Source organism: Halobacillus alkaliphilus (assembly GCF_900113125.1).
GTDB classification, from domain to species: domain Bacteria; phylum Bacillota; class Bacilli; order Bacillales; family Halobacillaceae; genus Halobacillus; species Halobacillus alkaliphilus.
Genome location: NZ_FOOG01000021.1, coordinates 1 through 16,598 on the forward strand (window position 1 = coordinate 1; position 16,598 = coordinate 16,598).

Sequence of the window (16,598 nt, forward strand, 5' to 3'; positions counted from 1 at the left end):
TTAACCTTCCTTCAGGTGAAGGTAGGTGTTACCCGGCATTAGCCCCGGTTTCCCGGGGTTATTCCGGTCTTACAGGCAGGTTGCCCACGTGTTACTCACCCGTCCGCCGCTCGTTCCACAAGCTTCACCCCCGAAGGGGATCCGCTTGCTTCCCGCGCTCGACTTGCATGTATTAGGCACGCCGCCAGCGTTCGTCCTGAGCCAGGATCAAACTCTCCATAAAAGTTGAGATTGATTTAGCTCTTTGCACACCGAATGTGCTTGTTTGAATTCCTTCTATAATGAAAGAATATCTTGACGTACTGGTTGGTTCGTTCAGTTTTCAAAGATCAAAAGTGTTCATGGTGGGCCTGAGTGGACTTGAACCACCGACCTCACGCTTATCAGGCGTGCGCTCTAACCAACTGAGCTACAGGCCCCAATGTTAAAGAATTAATGGAGCGGGTGAAGGGAATCGAACCCTCATCATCAGCTTGGAAGGCTGAGGTTTTACCACTAAACTACACCCGCATTATACAATTAGTAAATCTATGAGTTGCTCGATGGTCGGGAAGACAGGATTCGAACCTGCGACCCCTTGGTCCCAAACCAAGTGCTCTACCAAGCTGAGCTACTTCCCGTATAATGGCGCGCCCGAGAGGAGTCGAACCCCTAACCTTCTGATCCGTAGTCAGACGCTCTATCCAATTGAGCTACGGGCGCTTATCAAAAAAGCGACATCTATTAATGTAACATGCATTTCGGTTTAACGCAAGAGTTTTTTTGAAAAAACTTAGTGCGGCCGAGAGGACTTGAACCTCCACGGGGTTGCCCCCACTAGGCCCTCAACCTAGCGCGTCTGCCGATTCCGCCACGACCGCAAGTTGTAAAGACAATTCGCTGCTGATCATGGTGATTGGAAAGTGCGGGTGGAGGGACTTGAACCCCCACGCCGTGAAGCACTAGATCCTAAATCTAGCGTGTCTGCCAATTCCACCACACCCGCGTTAATAAATGGTGAGCCATGAAGGATTCGAACCTTCGACCCTCTGATTAAAAGTCAGATGCTCTACCAACTGAGCTAATGGCTCGCAAATGTTAATTAAGATCTCATTATGAGTTCGAAAGATGCTCGTCGTGTTGCAAGTTCACTCGAAGAAGTTTCACTCCTCGCAAGCCTGCGAAGATGGCTATTCAAGTAGTTGGCTTGCTCTACCAACTGAGCTAATGGCTCGTAATGTTATCAATCTAGCTTCTAATGAAAAATCAAGGAGGTTTCTTTAAAAGCACAAGGACTATCATATAACGTCCGTTGCATTTTGTCAACTCATTTTTCAAAAGAAAATGGCTGGGCCAGCTGGATTCGAACCAGCGCATGACGGTACCAAAAACCGTTGCCTTACCGCTTGGCTATGGCCCAAACATTAAAGTGGCGGTCCGGACGGGACTCGAACCCGCGACCTCCTGCGTGACAGGCAGGCATTCTAACCAACTGAACTACCGGACCTATGTATTAAAAAGTGACCCGTACGGGATTCGAACCCGTGTTACCGCCGTGAAAGGGCGGTGTCTTAACCACTTGACCAACGGGCCAATACAAAATAAGTAATGGCGGAGAAGGAGGGATTTGAACCCTCGCGCCGCTTGCGCGACCTACACCCTTAGCAGGGGCGCCTCTTCAGCCACTTGAGTACTTCTCCGTAATGGCTCCAACGGTAGGATTCGAACCTACGACCGATCGGTTAACAGCCGATTGCTCTACCACTGAGCTACGTTGGAATAATGAAAACTTAAGCAATTCGCTTGCTTGTCTTAAGAACAAGTTCGTTATCAGCGACGTTTTATATAATATAATATTCAGCTGATAATGTCAAACCCTTTTCCACAAAAAAATTATTTCTTTAAATTGTTTTGGGGGTTGTTTTGTTAAGGCTTATTTAATTTAACATGCACTTAATAATCCGTCAATGGATTTTTCACTTCTTTTTAAGTTTTCCCCTGCATTTCCCGCAGCCATATCTTTTCGTATTTACTCTTCTCTTTCTCGCGTATTCCTCACCACATGAAGTACACATATAATAATGTAACTCTGCCTGCTTCTGCTTTTGAGATGGCAAGGCCTTACAGAACCTTGGAGAATTAGTGGTTTTCAGAAGTTCTTTAAACTCACGGTCTCCATGCTTGTATCCTTTACCCTCGATATGCAAATGATAATGACAAAGCTCATGTTTAATGATGCCTTTAAATTCTTCCTCTCCCAATTCTTCAAGATACTTAGGGTTTAGTTCGATCACTCTTTTGGAAGGAATATACCGTCCTCCTGTCGTTCGAAGTCTTGGGTTGAATTCGACATTATCAACGTAAGGCTTTTGAAAATTTGCAAGTGAAATTTCTTGCGTCCATTGTTGTAATTCTTCATTTGTCATAGTCATACAGGAACACCTCCCAGCTTTTTAGCATACTTTATCATAAGTCTCAGAAAAGATGAATACAAAGGAGTGGATATTCATGCCCGCATGGCTTAAAAATCAGATGGCGAGAGCTTTCGCCAACAAAGATAAATATCAAATTAAAATGCTGAACCAGTGCTGGTACTATTACCAACATCTTTATAAATAGAAGAATACCCAGAAGGAAACTCTCCTCCCGGGTATCTATAGTAATCCTTATGATTGTGGCAGCATCGTAAGAGCGATTCGTTGTTTCTGGGTATCCACCTGCTCTACCCAGACCGTTACAACATCTCCTACAGAAACGACATCCATTGGGTGTTTAACAAACTTATTGGATAGCTTGGAAATATGGACAAGCCCGTCCTGTTTAACTCCTATATCTACAAATGCTCCAAAATCCACTACGTTTCTAATCGTTCCCTCAAGCTCCATACCTTGTTCAAGATCTTCCATAGATAGTACGTTCGTTTTCAGAAGTGGTTTTGGTAAGTCATCCCTTGGGTCACGTCCAGGCTGAACGAGTGATTTCCTAATGTCCTCAAAGGTCATCGTGCCGAGATCCAGTTCATCAGCCGTTTGTTTTACATCCATTGCCTTCAGCTTCTCTGCAATCTCTGCACTGCCTAAATAATCAACAGTAGCACCGACCATTTTTAAGAGGGAGCGTGCTGAACGATAACTTTCCGGATGAATGGGGGTGCGATCCAATGGTTCCTTTCCATCCAGAATTCGTAAAAATCCAATACTCTGTTCATACGTCTTGGCCCCAAGCCTTGGAATATCCTTAAGCTCCGAGCGTTTCGTAAACTTCCCTATTTCTTCTCTCTTCTTCACTACATTATTAGCTACAGCTTTACTCAGTCCTGATACGTATTGCAGTAAAGAAGAAGAAGCTGTATTAACGTTTACTCCTACCTGGTTAACTGCAGTTTCTACCACGAACGTCAATGATTCATTTAATTTCTTCTGAGTGACATCATGCTGGTACTGACCGACTCCAATGGATTTCGGATCAATTTTTACCAGTTCCGCTAATGGATCCTGAACTCTCCGGGCTATAGATACAGCACTTCTTTCTTCGACTTGCAGATCAGGGAACTCTTCACGTGCTAACTTGGAAGCAGAGTACACACTGGCCCCTGCTTCGTTCACGATCATATAAGAAGCATCCAGGTTATGTTTTTGAATCATATCCGCAATGAATTGTTCTGTTTCTCTGGAAGCCGTGCCATTACCAATCGCCATGAGTTCAATCGGATATTTCTTCATAAACGACAATATTTTTTTCTCTGCCCCGGCTGTATCATTTCTGGGTGCTGTTGGATAAATAACGGCAATATCAAGTACTTTCCCGGTTTCATCAATAACCGCCAATTTGCACCCGGTACGGTAGGCTGGGTCTACCCCTAATACAACTTTCCCTTTTAGCGGTGGCTGCAGCAACAAACTTCGCAGGTTACTGGAAAACACTTCAATCGCCTGCTCTTCGGCGCTTTCAGAGAGTGAGTTCCTAATTTCTCTTTCAATGGAGGGTTGAATTAAGCGCTTATAACTATCCTGAATGGCTCCGATCAAAATTTCCCGGAGTTTGCCTGAAGTAGAATCCTTGATCACCCTTCTCTCTATGTAACCAACAATGGATTCTTCAGGAGGCTGCACTCCTACTTTTAACACGCCTTCCTTCTCCCCACGATTTAACGCTAGTATACGGTGGGAAACGATCGACCTTACAGGCTCCTGATATTCGTAGTACATTTCGAATATATTTTTTTCATCCTTATCTGCGTTTTTATCAGATGATTGTATCGTTCCTTTTTGAAAGGTCTGTTTCCTTATTTGGTCCCGGTAGGCTGGATCATCCGAAATCCATTCGGCAATAATATCATTCACACCCGCCTCTACCTCTTCTTCACTTTCAATTTCGTGCTCTTCAGAGAAATAGGACGGCGCTTCTTTAGAGAAGTCCATGTCTTGTTGCTCCCACACTCGCAGAGCAAGAGGTTCCAAACCTTTTTCCTTTGCAATCGTCGCTCTTGTTCTTCGCTTCTGCTTATAAGGGCGATATAGGTCCTCAACTTTTTGAAGCTGAGTCGCTTGCTGAATCTCTTTACGCAATTCTTCAGTTAATTTACCCTGCTCATCGATTAACCGAATGACTTCTTCTTTTCTTTGGTTCAGATTTTTTACATAACTCCACTGATCTTCTATTGATTTAATTTGTACTTCATCTAATCCACCCGTCAATTCTTTTCTATAGCGGGCAATGAAAGGCACAGTATTTCCTTCATTCAGTAACTCTATAACTTGCTTAACCGATGATTCCTTGATACTGATCTGTTGAGCTACCATGCTCATCAACTCAGGATTCTGCTCTATTTCACTCAAAAAAAGTCCTCCTTCACAAACATCTACTCTGTATTGTATCAAATTCTTGGATGGTCCGTCAGAAGAACGCGAGACCATTCTTCACCTCTTTATACGATTGAAAAAAGGCCTTATTCTTTTTAATAAGAATAAGGCCTTTTATACATACTCCATGGCAATTAAAGTGGTATCATCTTCTCTGGCTTCTCCATAAAGTTCTTTATATTGCTCAGTAATATCGTTCACATTATTTGTGGAGATATACTTAGATGTTAATCGGCGGTCATTCACCCCATCTGAAAAAAGCATAAAGATCATACCTTTGCTGATCTCTCCTCTGGATACTCTTAACTTACGAGAAAACCCAGCTAAATAACCGGCCAATGGAATATTCCGATGTCTTCTGCCATCTGGTTCAATGATAATGACTCCAATATTTCCAATGGAAGAGTATGAATATGTTTTAGCAGTAAAGTCTATTCTAAGTATGCCAAGAACGACTCCTCGTTTACCTACTAACACTTCATTGCATTTACGAACCAGGGCTTCAATAGTTAAATCCGTGTGTTCTTCAATGACATTCATAACGGCTTTAGAAGATTCATGAGCCATTTCTCCGCTGCCCAATCCATCAGCTAAAGCACATATGAAAGCATCTTCAGTTTCTTTATAAAAGTAACTATCTCCGCAATAGTAGTTGCCTTTTTTGGCTTTTTGATAAATCGATAGACGGACACGCTTGTACTGCTCTTCCACTAAAAGGCCTCTACCGATTCAGCTTGCAAGGCTTCCCTTAATTTGCGAAGAGCTCGTCGTTGAAGGCGAGAAACGTGCATCTGGGAAATTCCTAGTTTTTCTCCTGTATCCTTTTGGCTCATATTCTCAAAATAAGTGCACTGAAGAATTTCCTGTTCCCGTTCACTTAGAATGGGAAGGACTTTCTCAAGAAGCATCTGCTGATCAATTTGAGAATACCCATCTTCCTGATTGCCGATTAGGTCAAGGATCGTTACCGTACTTCCATCAGAATCCGCTTCAATTTTACGATCGACAGATAAAGCTTTGTAGCTTTTACCCATTTCCATCGTTTCCAGGACATCTTCTTCTGAAACTTCCAGATGGTCGGCTATTTCAATCACAGACGGGGATCGCTGAAGAGTATTGGTGAGTTCTTCGGCCGCTTTTTTAATTTTAGGGCCTAGCTCTTTAATCCGACGGGGAACATGTACACTCCACGTTTTGTCACGGATAAATCGCTTAATTTCTCCGATGATCGTAGGGATGGCAAATGATTCAAAAGACTTCCCAAAAGAAGGATCATACCGACGAATCGCCGCTAAAAGACCCAGCATTCCAACCTGGACCAGGTCTTCATGAATGGTACTGTTCTTTGAATACTTGCGTGCAATGGATTCCACAAGGTCTTTATAGACAAGAACAATCTTCTCCTGCACCGCTTCATCAGTAGGATGTTCCTGTAAATGCTCTATCCATTCATATACTTCATCATTGTGATGTTGAGATCTGGTCGCCATTCTGACCCACCTCAGCTTCATGGAGATATTTTGTCATTAGTACAATCACTCCATATTTACTATTAATTTCAACTTTATCCATAAGTGCGTCGATCAAGAACAATCCGAAACCACCCTCACGGAGCTCTTCAATATTGTCATCTTGTTTGTAAGGACCGATATCCTGCTTAATATCTCCAAGGTTAAAGCTGCCGCCGTGGTCTGCAACCATTACTTCAAGACGGTCATCATAAACACCAAAACCGATGGTGATTTCTCCTTCACCCGTTTCATTATAGCCGTGTTTAACAGCATTCGTAATGGCTTCAGATATGGCTACCTTTAAATCTTCAATATCTTCATAAGTAAAACCCATGCGATTGGCAATACCAGAAATGCTTAAACGTACCACGCCGATATACTCCGCTTTGGCCGGGACCTTTATTTCAACAAAATCAAATGGTTCCATTATTGCATTCCACCTTGTACTGTAGAATCTATATTCATAATCTCTGTAAGACCGGTAATTTTAAACAAACGGTACACACGCTCCTGCATTTGTACCAACTTCAAATCAGTATTGTGCTCTTTTGTAGATTTTAAAGCACTTATAAAGACACCGAGACCTGTAGAATCCATGTAATTCACATTCTGCAGATCAACTTCCACAGTCTGACCTTCTTCTTTCGTTAAGGGCAATAGAGCATCTTTTAGCTTAGGTGCCGTAAATGCATCCACCTCTCCCGAAAGTACAACATAAGCGATATTTTCTTTATTCGTAACATCTATCGTTAGGTTCATCTAAAAGTCCTCCTAATATTCCTGTAAAAGTCCACTAACGGTAAATACCCGTTTCATTTGAGGACTAAACATTTCTTTTTAAAATGATCAGGGTGAAATCATCACGCAGATGAAAATCCTGAAGACGTTCAAAGTGCTTGTAAACATTCTCTACCGTTTCCTGCGCGGGCAAATGGGAATATTGCTTGATAACGTGCAGAATTTCTTCCTGTTCAATAAAACGGTCTCCCTGCCTGCATTCAGTCACTCCATCTGTCAGGAGGATAATCATGTCACCTTTTTCAACTTTCTTCTGGTACTGAGTGTAGCTTGTTTCTGAGGATACCCCTAGAACAAGTCCCGGTACATCAATTTCCTCAAATTCATCCCGGTCGCTATAGTAATAAAAACCAGGCTCATGACCAGCAGAAGAATAAGAGAATGTGTGTGTATTAGAATTATAGAGTCCATAAAACATCGTAATGAACATACTCGCATCCACATTTCGTTCAACGACGCGATTCAAACTCCCCAGAATCACGCTTGGATCCATACGCATTTCCGGATAGCTATCCATTGAATATTTGATCATAGACATACACAAAGCTGCAGGTACACCTTTTCCAATAACATCTGCTACAGCTATTCCAAGAGAACCTTTGCCGTCTTGAACAAAATGGTGGTAATCCCCATTCATCTGTTTAGCAGGTACACTTAAAGCTCCGATGTCTACCTCTTCCAAATCCGGCTTAACAGTAGACAATAGGGTTTTTTGCATATTAGCGGCTACAGAAATTTCGGATTTAAGCTCCAGCTGTTTTTCACGCAGCGATTGATGTTCTTGGTAAGCCAGTCCGTAAGAAATCATAGTTTCTAAAAGAAAATTCATCGATGCCTGAATGTAATCGGGCATTTCCGGGTATAGTTCCTGTAGGGATTGAATGTGAACATTTATAATTTCTTCAGGTGAAATGTTTTGCTGCATAGATTGCTTGCTGAACTGCTCTGCCTGATACAGAGCTTGTTCATCTTGTGTTTTGATATATTCTTGCAGAAGTTCTTTATAATTTTCCAGATCAAGCTTCAGTGTACTCATCGTCTAATCCTCCTTTAACGGAGCCATTTAATGACTGTAATTTCAGTCCCTTTTCCTTCTTCGGATGTAATATCGAAATCGTCCATTAGACGTTTCACACCCGGAAGTCCTGCACCGAGCCCGCCAGAAGTAGAAAAACCGTCTTCCATCACCTGACTGAGCTCTTTAATACCAGGACCACTGTCTATCGCCAGAATCCTGATTCCTTTTTGATTCATATCTTCAAGAGCTTCAAAGCAGACTTTACCTGTTCCAGCATACAAATAAATATTTCTTGCTAACTCTGATATAGCAGTGGCAATCCGCGCCTGATCGACTGTGCCAAATCCAATTTTTCTGGCAATGTCCCGACCAAGTTGACGTGCCCCTACAATGTCCCACTCCTTTTTTATATTCACACAGGATTGGAAGTCCATGGGCTACTCCTCCAGTTCCTGACGAAGTTTAATCAATCCTTGTTCTAAATCTAAAGCAGTAGGGACATCTTGCAAGTGTATCCCTAAATCAATCAGAGTCATAGCCACAGCTGGCTGAATACCCGTAAGCACCACTTTGGCACCCATTAAATCGGACATCGTGACCACATCTCCTAGGACTTTCGCGATGAATGAATCAATGATGTCAACGGAAGTTAAATCGATGACGACACCGGAAGCACCGCTTTCATGAATTTTACTTAATAGATCTTCTTGAAATTGTATAGCTGTTTGATCATCCAAATCGATTTGAATGGAGATCAGTAAATAGTTGTGTAATTTTAATATAGGAATTCTCAATTTGTTCACTCCCTGTCTAGCGAATCGATTAATCTTTCAATATCTTTATCATTATTCTGTGTTTCTTCTATGCGGCGATTCGTTAATTCGAGTGCTGTTTGGAACCCTTTACGAAGTGAACTTTTTGTCGGGAATTTCCCGAGATCAATTCCTAGATTCACAATCGTTTGAGCAATTTCAGGACGTATACCCACTAAGATACACTGGGAGCCAATTAAACGGACAGCTTCTGCAGCTTGAATAATATGATGGGCTACCATTGTATCAACGACAGGTACTCCCGTAATATCAATTAAAACAACCTCAGCATTGTGTTTAATAACTCCATCTAGAAGGTTCTCCATAATCTGCTTCGCACGTTCCGTATCAATCGTTCCTATAAGCGGCATAATCGTGATGTTTTCCATGACGGGTATCAACGGGGCTGACAGTTCCTGCAGAGCTACCCGTTGCAGGGATACAATGTGTTCCCAGCTGCCGGAATATTCATTTACTAAACGGTTGATAATCGGATCCACCCAGTCATCAACTTCTCTTAACACCTTCGAAAAATAATCCGAATCGATTTTTTCGGACTGCTGTAAAATATATCCCGTTACAACACGCCTGAACACCTGCATTCCATCTGTAAGATAGCTAAGCGGCCACCCCAGGTTAATTAATCGTTCCGAAAAATCATCTAAATCTGAAGAGAGGCCCTTCTTTTCAATACTGGAAAAAATGACATTCACAAATTCACGGTTTGTACTCTCGAACATTTCTTCAGAAATTGTCGATGTATAATCATTCTTCTTGTGAGTATCAATTTCCTCCAGCCACATTTTTACAATATCGTCGCTATGTTCTAACACGACATTCTTTAATTTCTCGTCCATTATCTAAACCTCCGCCTCGGAACCCTATTCAGTAATCATTAGGACACGCTCTAATAATATTCAGATATAATGTTACCAAAAATCAAGGTAACATCATACTAATACGTTGTAGAAATGAATGCTAAAATAATAAGTTACAAGAATTGTTTATCATGTTTCTATTATAAACTACACAATAAAAAAAATAAAGCTACCTCACGCAGGTAACTTTATCTAAGGAAAAAAATTATCGTTCTTTTCCTTATGCTCTGTTTTAATCAGAAATCAATTAATCCAAGGCTGATCTGCAACGCTTTGTTGACTTCCAGCATCATTGCGTCGTCCAGTTGAGTAATCTTGTCGGTCAAACGCTGTTTATCAATCGTTCTGATTTGTTCCAATAGGATCACAGAATTTCGTTCGAACCCATATTTTTCTGCATTGATTTCTACGTGTGTGGGAAGTTTGGCTTTTTGTATTTGCGCTGTAATTGCAGCTACGATAACTGTAGGGCTAAAACGATTACCGATATCATTTTGAAGGATGAGTACAGGACGAACCCCGCCTTGCTCTGATCCCACTACCGGGGACAAATCAGCGAAATAAACGTCTCCTCGTTTGACTATCACTGGCTTCACACCCCGCCCACTAATTGCTCCAGGGTGTGTTCTGCCTCCTCTTCAGCTTGAAACATTTCTGAAGCGATGTTTAAATTAATTTTCGCCATTTCCATGTAGCCTCTTCGCATGGATTCCCTGACATGACGCTGTTTCTTCTCACGCAAATACATTTTAGTTGCTTGACACATGAAATCGCTCCGATCACTATTTTCGAGTTGAATAAAGCCGTCCACTTCATTGAGTAGGTTATCCGGAATCCGGATGACAATCTCCTGCATGCTATCGGACAAAACCATACACCTCCACCATCTTCTCTCAGAAAGAAAACCAGTCAATAATTCCACTCTAATCTTATCAAAGGGGAGTGTCTATTGCAAAGGCATGTTGGAATTTTTTCGTGAAATGTGCTGTGTTACATCCAAACATATGGAGGATTGTCTCACACCTGGACCCGTTTTTTATAGAGGATTATCTACTTCCACCATATGGCCGTTTTCAAAAAACACTCTCGGAACCCTGTAGCTGATCATACAGGGTATTTCATAATTGATGGTTTCAAGATAATCCGCCACTTCATCCGTGGTAATCTCGTGAGCCTCCTGTTTACCAATTAAGGTAACCTTTGTGCCCAAAGGATATTCCTGATCAAGACGAATCATAAATTGATCCATACAGATCCTTCCGACGATCGGGTGACGTTTGCCGTCTACCAGCACTTCCATCCCCTGTAATTTCCGTATCCATCCGTCAGCATAACCAAGAGGAATAGTACCGATCCATTCTTCTTTTCGGGTATGATACGTTGCTCCATAACTGACTGCCTCACCTGCATCCAATTTTTTCACATGAATTAAACGGCTGTGTAAGGAAAAGGCAGGTTCTAAAGCGATAGGACGCTCTTCTTTCACCACATCTGACGGATATAAGCCATACATACTAATCCCAAACCGGACAAAATGCTTCATTCGATCCGGGAATCTCATACTGGCCGCACTATTCCCCGTATGGATTTCGACGTTTTCTTGCCAAACCCTTTCAAAATGGGAATATAAATACTCAAACCGCCGCTCCTGTTCTTCAAAATATCCCGTTTCCTCTTCATCTGCTGTCGCGAAATGAGTAAACACCGCTTCTAATTCGAAAGTCGGGTTATTTCGGAAATGTGTGAGAATTTCATCCATTTCCTTAATCGTGCGAATTCCGATTCTGCCCATTCCTGTATCCCACTTCATATGCAGCTTCAGCGGCTCTTCAAAATGAAACAATTGTACTTTTTCCATCCATTCCTTTTGAAAAACGGTTACCGAAACCCTGTATTTTGAAGCTGTTACAGCGTCTTCCGGTCGAGTCCATCCCATTACTAATATAGGCGCTTCTATTCCTGCTTCCCGAAGACGTATGGCTTCATCTAAAAGGGAAACAGCAAGAGCTTTCGCCCCTGACTTCAATGCTTGCCTTGCAACCTGGATATCCCCATGTCCATACGCATTGGCTTTTACAACCGCATAGATTTCAGTTCCGGCATGAAGGCGCCCCTGTAACTGCCGGATATTACAATCAACCTTGGACAGGTCCACTTCCGCCCAGGAATCTCGATAAAAAGTTTCTATTGCCACGGGGTCCCCTCCTCTTTCGTTCCATATCTTTCTATTATTGAACGTGAGGGTCCCCCTGTCAATGGCGTTACTACAGCTTCAAGTAAAAATAAAAGCAGACCGTTAAGCCTGCTCCTTCCATGTTTATTTCACTGCTGTACTATTAATGGAGCTTGCCACTGAAACCATTTCAGCTTGCGTTAAATCATTACTTGCCAGCTGATACGTTGTACCATTCTGGCTCCACTCGAGACGATTATTTTCCATGGCTCCAATAACACCATCAGCCAGTTGTACAGGCTCTCCGTTCACCTGCACAGAATACTGGGCGCTTGCCGGCTGAACCTCTGCTTTTTCTTGAATAAGAGTAAAACTCTTATCTCCGCCATATGTCATAATAACCCGCTTGCCGTCCTCTGTCTTAACTTCCTGCTCTTCAGCAAGATCTGCCCCATAAGTTTCCTGAGGATAAAGAACTTCTTCCATTTCGGTTCCTTCCATACTTGCTACTGGTACTTCAGAAGGAGCCATAGCCATATTCTTATCTACATCGAAATCTTCTTTCTTCAAGGATTCATCTTTTGCGAAATTAGCAAACTGCACTTCTACCAAAGCATTCATATCCTGATCAAAAACTTTGACCATCACAGGCTGGTATGATTTTTTATCGAAATAGATTTCCTGGTAAGGTAATGTCTTATTGTTCTGATAGTTTGTTTTGGTCTTAAATTTAAAATGATTTTCTGTAGCACTGAACTCCGCATCTCCATCGGCCTGAATGTCTTTCAGTAAAGAAGCGTACAGGTAAGGCTGACTTGTATTTTGCGGCCACTCACTCTGGAATTTGAAACTCTTATTTAAAGCCGGGGTTAATACATACACGCCGCTATCGTTTTTCAAAATGATCTGGCTTCCTTTTTCATCCTGATCATTTTCAAGCTTTACGCGATAGAAATCATCCTTCTTATGCCAGACTTGAATATGATATTTCTGTTCCTCTTCCCCTGTACGCATTTTCATATTGGCTTCTGTCTTATATCCAGCCATTTCTTCCGATTGTTTTTCAAGTTTCTTCATAACATCTTCTTTTGATTGCGAGCCACAAGCGGTTAACGCTCCAAGAACCAACATGGTGAACAATATGATGAGAAAACGTCTTTGCATAAGACTCAACTCCTTTGTCTCTACTGAAGGACAAAGGGAACGTTATGCTTTGGATGACGCAGAAAATGTACGAAAGGTACGGGATAAACCTTCAACCAAATCCGAAGCGAGCAGATCAGTCTTCGAATGTTCCTCCTGAATCAATAAATCAGCGGTCGAACCATGAATGACACAGCCATTGCTTAAGGCGTCGAGAATATTTTCTGACTGAAGCATCATTCCAAATAGAATCCCAGACAGAACGTCTCCACTTCCGCCTTTCGCAAGACCGGCGTTACCGGTCATATCGACCCGCTGTTCGCCATCTGGAGCAGTAATAATGGTGTAAGGCCCTTTCAGGACGAGATACACTCCGTAATCAGAAGCGAATTCCCGACTTATTCGAAAAGGTGATTGCAGGATTTCTTGAATAGATAACCCCGCAATGTAAGCAAATTCTCCAGGATGAGGGGTTAAGACCGTAGGCTGGCTCCTGTTTTTTAAAGCGTTAAGCACAGGTTTTAGCACATAAAGACCATCTGCATCAATCAATAAAGGACCTTTACATTCTTGAAGCATATGCAACACTAGTCCCGCAGCTTCTTCATGTCGTCCAAGCCCCATACCAATCGCAGCCCCGTCATACTTTGATAATTCAGGGATCGCTTGTCCGGTGATCATTCCTTCTTTCTCTGCCAAGCCTGAAAAAGTTGCTTCCTGGACATAAGAAGTAACGGAAGGAATAATACTTTCAGCTGTTGCAATGGTAAGCAGACCCGTCCCACTTCTTAACGCCGCTCTTGCTGCCATAGCAATAGATCCCGGCATAAAATAGGAGCCTCCTGCCATTACACCTTTCCCATGACTGCCTTTATGAGAATGACTTACTCGTTTAGGCAAAGTCTGCCTAACGTCTTCCACACTCCATAAATACCGCTTAACTTCCGGAAGCTTTTTTACAGGAAGTCCAATTTCTACGACGCTCCACTCTCCGTAATAAGGGCTGGTGTGCTGCAGAAAAACACTGACTTTCGGAGCCGCGATAATGGTCGTGTAGTCGGCATTGAATGCAACAAAATCGTCTACACCTTCTCCGGCTGGAAGACCTGTCGGAAGATCAATCGCTAATCTAAGCGCTTTATGCTCATTTGCTTTTTCAACAATTTCGGCTAAAGGGGACCTCAGACGTCCTTCTACACCAATCCCAAGCATCGCATCAATAATCACGTCTGCCTGGTATAGGGAAGGCAGGAATTCTTCCATACGGGAAAATTTCTTCAGCTCAAACCCTGAGTTTTCGAAAATATTCCGATGGGTTTCTGCGTCCCCTGAGATTTTTTTATCAGGAACGACCTGCCAGGCTTGCACCTTGTAGCCTCTGTTCAAAAGCGTCCGCGCAATGACGAAACCGTCTCCGCCATTATTTCCGGCTCCTATGAGCACAATAATCTGATCTTTACGCTTAATTCTATGCTCCAAATCATCAGCTGCCGCACGACCGGCACTCTCCATTAACATCTTTCCATCAATCCCGGTGGACTCAATGGCCACCTGATCCCTTTCGTACATTTCTTGTGCGGTTACAATATCCAAAAGGTTCCCTCCTACCCGCATTACAATGTTATGAGACAAACTATGTAAATATGTCAGATCTATTACCACTCTTACCTCTCTTCTAACACAACTTGAGCAACAGCGTGCGTAGTGCTGTGGCTGATCGACAACCATATGTGCAGATTTTCAAAACCTTGGACCTTCATAGACGGGGCTCCTTTGCCATCAGATAAAACTTCAATATGCTGAAAACTTAAAGAACCAATACCTGTCCCCAAGGATTTAGCAAGAGCTTCTTTAGCGGCAAATCGTCCGGCTGCATATTCGGTCTGCCGCCGTTCATTCAAATCTTTAAAACGCTGATACTCTCGCTCCGTTAAAATTCTTTGAATAAGTCGAGGCTTTCGCTTTATACTTTGTTTAATACGATCCATTTCAATAATGTCAATTCCAATACCTCTGATCACATAAGATCTTCCTTTTCAACTGAAGTAGTAACAGTATACCCGAATTTCATGCCGATAAAAATGGATATGAGATTCCCAGCCCGTCATAGTATGATAGTAGGAACGCAACTAAAAGGAGAATAGCCCCTATGTTTGTCAGAACAGAAAGTTTCAAAGAATTTCTCAAATTCTACCCCATTGTTTCCACACTCGTTGGTATTCATCTCTTGTTGTGGATATTAATCGACTTTCTCCAATTTGGATTCGCACTGGACCTCCTCCGCTTTGGAATCGGAGTTAACGTATTAATCCTGGAAGGAGAGTATTGGCGGCTTGTCACCCCAATTTTTCTGCACGCTGGATTCGCTCATGCATTATTTAATTCCTTTTCACTTGTTTTATTTGGCCCGGCTCTTGAACAGATTCTTGGTAAGTTTAAATTTATGTTTATGTATTTGTTCGCAGGGATCGCGGGGAATCTTGGGACTTTCATTGTAAATCCAGACGCGTATTACCAGCATTTAGGCGCTTCCGGTGCCATCTTTGGAATTTTTGGCGTCTACGTCTTTATGGTGCTTTTCCGCAAGCACCTAATCGATCAGGCCAACTCACAGATCGTCATGGTTATTTTTATATTAGGTTTGTTCATGACATTTACACGACCTAACATCAATGTACTCGGCCATTTATTTGGATTGATTGGAGGGTTTGCCATCGCTCCAACCATTCTCCGAAATGCGAGACCATTTTCGATTTGGCAGCAGCGCACCCGTACTTCAACCCAATCAAGCGGAGATATTTCTTTTAATCCTAACCGCTGGAAGAAGCGGCGGTTCCCTTGGAAGAAATACGGAGGTTACGCATTCTGGTTTGTGATTATTTTTCTTGTAGCAGTAGCCCTGTTCAGCCGAGTACTATAAAAGGTGGGCGTTTTCTTAATCAAAAAGCCTCTCCTGGCTAAGGAGAGGCTTTTTTACTAAGCTCATTTATCTAGTTGTTTGTTCCAGATAAGCTCCCATTACTTGAAGATTCATTTCGAGACAAATTGGGTCCGTTACTCTATGTGGAAGAGGACTGGTGGGGAAATAACTCGTCTTGTTCCATCACCCAGACACTCGACATAAGCCGCTCATCAACGGATCGGAAAACCGCAATCCTTTTGATAGTCGGCTTATGCTGGTCGTGTCTTTCAGGGTGTTTCCACATTTGAACACTTTCCTATGGCCCTGCGTCGTGCAGGGCCGCGGAAAGCGAGCCGTTACCTGGAGCCCCTTTTTTCAACACAATATCTCGAAACGAACTCTCCCACTATACTGCCTGTTAGCGGAATAACCTAACTGTGCCAATCTACAACGGAGGCTGAAATGAGTTTTCCAACAAAAAAAGGCCAGACCTCAGCGGGTCTGACCTTTTTTCTTTATGAT

Annotated in this window: 19 protein-coding genes, 12 tRNA genes and 1 rRNA gene; 2 read left to right on the forward strand and 30 right to left on the reverse strand. The window is 42.6% G+C overall.

What is annotated here, in order from left to right; translation table 11 throughout:
• The 14 genes from BMZ06_RS11840 to BMZ06_RS11905 all read right to left on the reverse strand — a co-directional run.
• Positions 1-223 (reverse strand): 16S ribosomal RNA (locus tag BMZ06_RS11840); the annotation flags it as partial.
• Between the two features lie 119 nt (positions 224-342).
• Positions 343-419: transfer RNA gene (locus BMZ06_RS11845), tRNA-Ile, on the reverse strand.
• Positions 420-436: 17 nt separating this feature from the next.
• Positions 437-510: transfer RNA gene (locus BMZ06_RS11850), tRNA-Gly, on the reverse strand.
• Positions 511-543: 33 nt separating this feature from the next.
• A tRNA-Pro gene (locus tag BMZ06_RS11855) sits at positions 544-620 on the reverse strand.
• A 5-nt stretch (positions 621-625) separates the two neighbouring features.
• A tRNA-Arg gene (locus BMZ06_RS11860) sits at positions 626-702 on the reverse strand.
• A gap of 74 nt (positions 703-776) precedes the next feature.
• Positions 777-860 (reverse strand) — tRNA-Leu (locus BMZ06_RS11865).
• 43 nt (positions 861-903) lie between these two features.
• Positions 904-985, reverse strand: a tRNA-Leu gene (locus BMZ06_RS11870).
• Positions 986-994: 9 nt separating this feature from the next.
• Positions 995-1,070: transfer RNA gene (locus BMZ06_RS11875), tRNA-Lys, on the reverse strand.
• A gap of 254 nt (positions 1,071-1,324) precedes the next feature.
• A tRNA-Gln gene (locus tag BMZ06_RS11880) sits at positions 1,325-1,399 on the reverse strand.
• A gap of 10 nt (positions 1,400-1,409) precedes the next feature.
• Positions 1,410-1,486: transfer RNA gene (locus tag BMZ06_RS11885), tRNA-Asp, on the reverse strand.
• A gap of 14 nt (positions 1,487-1,500) precedes the next feature.
• Positions 1,501-1,572: transfer RNA gene (locus tag BMZ06_RS11890), tRNA-Glu, on the reverse strand.
• A gap of 16 nt (positions 1,573-1,588) precedes the next feature.
• A tRNA-Ser gene (locus BMZ06_RS11895) sits at positions 1,589-1,679 on the reverse strand.
• A 4-nt stretch (positions 1,680-1,683) separates the two neighbouring features.
• A tRNA-Asn gene (locus BMZ06_RS11900) sits at positions 1,684-1,758 on the reverse strand.
• A 197-nt stretch (positions 1,759-1,955) separates the two neighbouring features.
• Positions 1,956-2,411: a SprT family protein gene (locus tag BMZ06_RS11905; RefSeq protein ID WP_089752248.1), complete on the reverse strand. Its 456-nt coding sequence runs from the start codon at positions 2,409-2,411 to the stop codon at positions 1,956-1,958.
• A gap of 76 nt (positions 2,412-2,487) precedes the next feature.
• Between BMZ06_RS11905 and cmpA the strand changes: the two genes are divergently transcribed.
• A complete protein-coding gene (gene cmpA / locus BMZ06_RS11910) occupies positions 2,488-2,598 on the forward strand; it encodes a cortex morphogenetic protein CmpA (protein ID WP_087946026.1) in 111 nt (36 codons plus the stop codon).
• Positions 2,599-2,645: 47 nt separating this feature from the next.
• Here the strand turns inward: cmpA and BMZ06_RS11915 are convergent, their stop codons facing one another.
• The 15 genes from BMZ06_RS11915 to acpS form a co-directional block, all read right to left on the reverse strand.
• Positions 2,646-4,787, reverse strand: coding sequence for a Tex family protein (locus BMZ06_RS11915; protein WP_175477883.1), 2,142 nt, complete (start codon positions 4,785-4,787; stop codon positions 2,646-2,648).
• A 168-nt stretch (positions 4,788-4,955) separates the two neighbouring features.
• Positions 4,956-5,552 carry a PP2C family serine/threonine-protein phosphatase gene (locus BMZ06_RS11920; protein ID WP_089752249.1) on the reverse strand — a complete coding sequence of 199 codons (597 nt, stop codon included), beginning with the start codon at positions 5,550-5,552 and terminating at the stop codon, positions 4,956-4,958.
• On the reverse strand, positions 5,552-6,331 hold the full coding sequence (sigB, locus tag BMZ06_RS11925) for an RNA polymerase sigma factor SigB (RefSeq protein ID WP_014641682.1): 780 nt from the start codon (positions 6,329-6,331) through the stop codon (positions 5,552-5,554). The genes BMZ06_RS11920 and sigB overlap by 1 nt, the downstream gene beginning before the upstream one ends.
• Positions 6,303-6,779: an anti-sigma B factor RsbW gene (rsbW, locus tag BMZ06_RS11930; RefSeq protein ID WP_014641681.1), complete on the reverse strand. Its 477-nt coding sequence runs from the start codon at positions 6,777-6,779 to the stop codon at positions 6,303-6,305. Before rsbW ends, sigB begins: the two co-directional genes overlap by 29 nt.
• Positions 6,779-7,111 carry an STAS domain-containing protein gene (locus BMZ06_RS11935; protein ID WP_014641680.1) on the reverse strand — a complete coding sequence of 111 codons (333 nt, stop codon included), beginning with the start codon at positions 7,109-7,111 and terminating at the stop codon, positions 6,779-6,781. The genes rsbW and BMZ06_RS11935 overlap by 1 nt, the downstream gene beginning before the upstream one ends.
• A gap of 64 nt (positions 7,112-7,175) precedes the next feature.
• Positions 7,176-8,186, reverse strand: a complete 1,011-nt coding sequence (locus BMZ06_RS11940) for a PP2C family protein-serine/threonine phosphatase (protein ID WP_089752250.1) — start codon at positions 8,184-8,186, stop codon at positions 7,176-7,178.
• Positions 8,187-8,200: 14 nt separating this feature from the next.
• Entirely contained in the window at positions 8,201-8,602 is a 402-nt protein-coding gene (locus BMZ06_RS11945; protein ID WP_089752251.1) for an anti-sigma regulatory factor, read from the reverse strand.
• Between the two features lie 3 nt (positions 8,603-8,605).
• Positions 8,606-8,962 carry an STAS domain-containing protein gene (locus BMZ06_RS11950; RefSeq protein WP_014641677.1) on the reverse strand — a complete coding sequence of 119 codons (357 nt, stop codon included), beginning with the start codon at positions 8,960-8,962 and terminating at the stop codon, positions 8,606-8,608.
• A 5-nt stretch (positions 8,963-8,967) separates the two neighbouring features.
• A complete protein-coding gene (locus BMZ06_RS11955) occupies positions 8,968-9,837 on the reverse strand; it encodes an RsbT co-antagonist protein RsbRA (protein ID WP_089752252.1) in 870 nt (289 codons plus the stop codon).
• A 257-nt stretch (positions 9,838-10,094) separates the two neighbouring features.
• Complete coding sequence (locus BMZ06_RS11960) at positions 10,095-10,445, reverse strand: type II toxin-antitoxin system PemK/MazF family toxin (RefSeq protein ID WP_014641675.1); 351 nt, start codon at positions 10,443-10,445, stop codon at positions 10,095-10,097.
• A 5-nt stretch (positions 10,446-10,450) separates the two neighbouring features.
• Positions 10,451-10,732: a CopG family ribbon-helix-helix protein gene (locus tag BMZ06_RS11965; RefSeq protein ID WP_014641674.1), complete on the reverse strand. Its 282-nt coding sequence runs from the start codon at positions 10,730-10,732 to the stop codon at positions 10,451-10,453.
• Positions 10,733-10,894: 162 nt separating this feature from the next.
• Positions 10,895-12,052 carry an alanine racemase gene (alr, locus tag BMZ06_RS11970; protein ID WP_089752253.1) on the reverse strand — a complete coding sequence of 386 codons (1,158 nt, stop codon included), beginning with the start codon at positions 12,050-12,052 and terminating at the stop codon, positions 10,895-10,897.
• Positions 12,053-12,175: 123 nt separating this feature from the next.
• The gene (locus BMZ06_RS11975) at positions 12,176-13,195 is read right to left on the reverse strand and encodes a LolA family protein (protein ID WP_089752254.1); all 1,020 of its coding nucleotides are present in this window, start codon (positions 13,193-13,195) and stop codon (positions 12,176-12,178) included.
• 42 nt (positions 13,196-13,237) lie between these two features.
• The gene (locus BMZ06_RS11980) at positions 13,238-14,767 is read right to left on the reverse strand and encodes an NAD(P)H-hydrate dehydratase (protein WP_089752255.1); all 1,530 of its coding nucleotides are present in this window, start codon (positions 14,765-14,767) and stop codon (positions 13,238-13,240) included.
• 71 nt (positions 14,768-14,838) lie between these two features.
• Positions 14,839-15,195, reverse strand: a complete 357-nt coding sequence (gene acpS, locus BMZ06_RS11985; RefSeq protein WP_089752256.1) for a holo-ACP synthase — start codon at positions 15,193-15,195, stop codon at positions 14,839-14,841.
• Between the two features lie 128 nt (positions 15,196-15,323).
• On the opposite strand from acpS, the gene BMZ06_RS11990 reads away from it, so the two are divergent.
• Positions 15,324-16,094, forward strand: coding sequence for a rhomboid family intramembrane serine protease (locus BMZ06_RS11990; protein WP_089752257.1), 771 nt, complete (start codon positions 15,324-15,326; stop codon positions 16,092-16,094).
• Between the two features lie 139 nt (positions 16,095-16,233).
• Here the strand turns inward: BMZ06_RS11990 and BMZ06_RS20740 are convergent, their stop codons facing one another.
• A complete protein-coding gene (locus BMZ06_RS20740; RefSeq protein WP_175477880.1) occupies positions 16,234-16,380 on the reverse strand; it encodes a hypothetical protein in 147 nt (48 codons plus the stop codon).
• Positions 16,381-16,598 lie beyond the last annotated feature (218 nt).

Coding starts and splice junctions, on each gene's coding strand:
- BMZ06_RS11935 (WP_014641680.1), bottom strand. CDS start 7,111: ATGAACCTAACGATAGATGTTACGAATAAAGAAAATATCGCTTATGTT.
- BMZ06_RS20740 (WP_175477880.1), bottom strand. CDS start 16,380: ATGTGGAAACACCCTGAAAGACACGACCAGCATAAGCCGACTATCAAA.
- BMZ06_RS11955 (WP_089752252.1), bottom strand. CDS start 9,837: ATGGACGAGAAATTAAAGAATGTCGTGTTAGAACATAGCGACGATATT.
- cmpA (WP_087946026.1), top strand. CDS start 2,488: ATGCCCGCATGGCTTAAAAATCAGATGGCGAGAGCTTTCGCCAACAAA.
- BMZ06_RS11975 (WP_089752254.1), bottom strand. CDS start 13,195: ATGCAAAGACGTTTTCTCATCATATTGTTCACCATGTTGGTTCTTGGA.
- BMZ06_RS11965 (WP_014641674.1), bottom strand. CDS start 10,732: ATGGTTTTGTCCGATAGCATGCAGGAGATTGTCATCCGGATTCCGGAT.
- BMZ06_RS11945 (WP_089752251.1), bottom strand. CDS start 8,602: ATGGACTTCCAATCCTGTGTGAATATAAAAAAGGAGTGGGACATTGTA.
- rsbW (WP_014641681.1), bottom strand. CDS start 6,779: ATGGAACCATTTGATTTTGTTGAAATAAAGGTCCCGGCCAAAGCGGAG.
- sigB (WP_014641682.1), bottom strand. CDS start 6,331: ATGGCGACCAGATCTCAACATCACAATGATGAAGTATATGAATGGATA.
- BMZ06_RS11915 (WP_175477883.1), bottom strand. CDS start 4,787: ATGAGCATGGTAGCTCAACAGATCAGTATCAAGGAATCATCGGTTAAG.
- BMZ06_RS11940 (WP_089752250.1), bottom strand. CDS start 8,186: ATGAGTACACTGAAGCTTGATCTGGAAAATTATAAAGAACTTCTGCAA.
- BMZ06_RS11905 (WP_089752248.1), bottom strand. CDS start 2,411: ATGACTATGACAAATGAAGAATTACAACAATGGACGCAAGAAATTTCA.
- BMZ06_RS11990 (WP_089752257.1), top strand. CDS start 15,324: ATGTTTGTCAGAACAGAAAGTTTCAAAGAATTTCTCAAATTCTACCCC.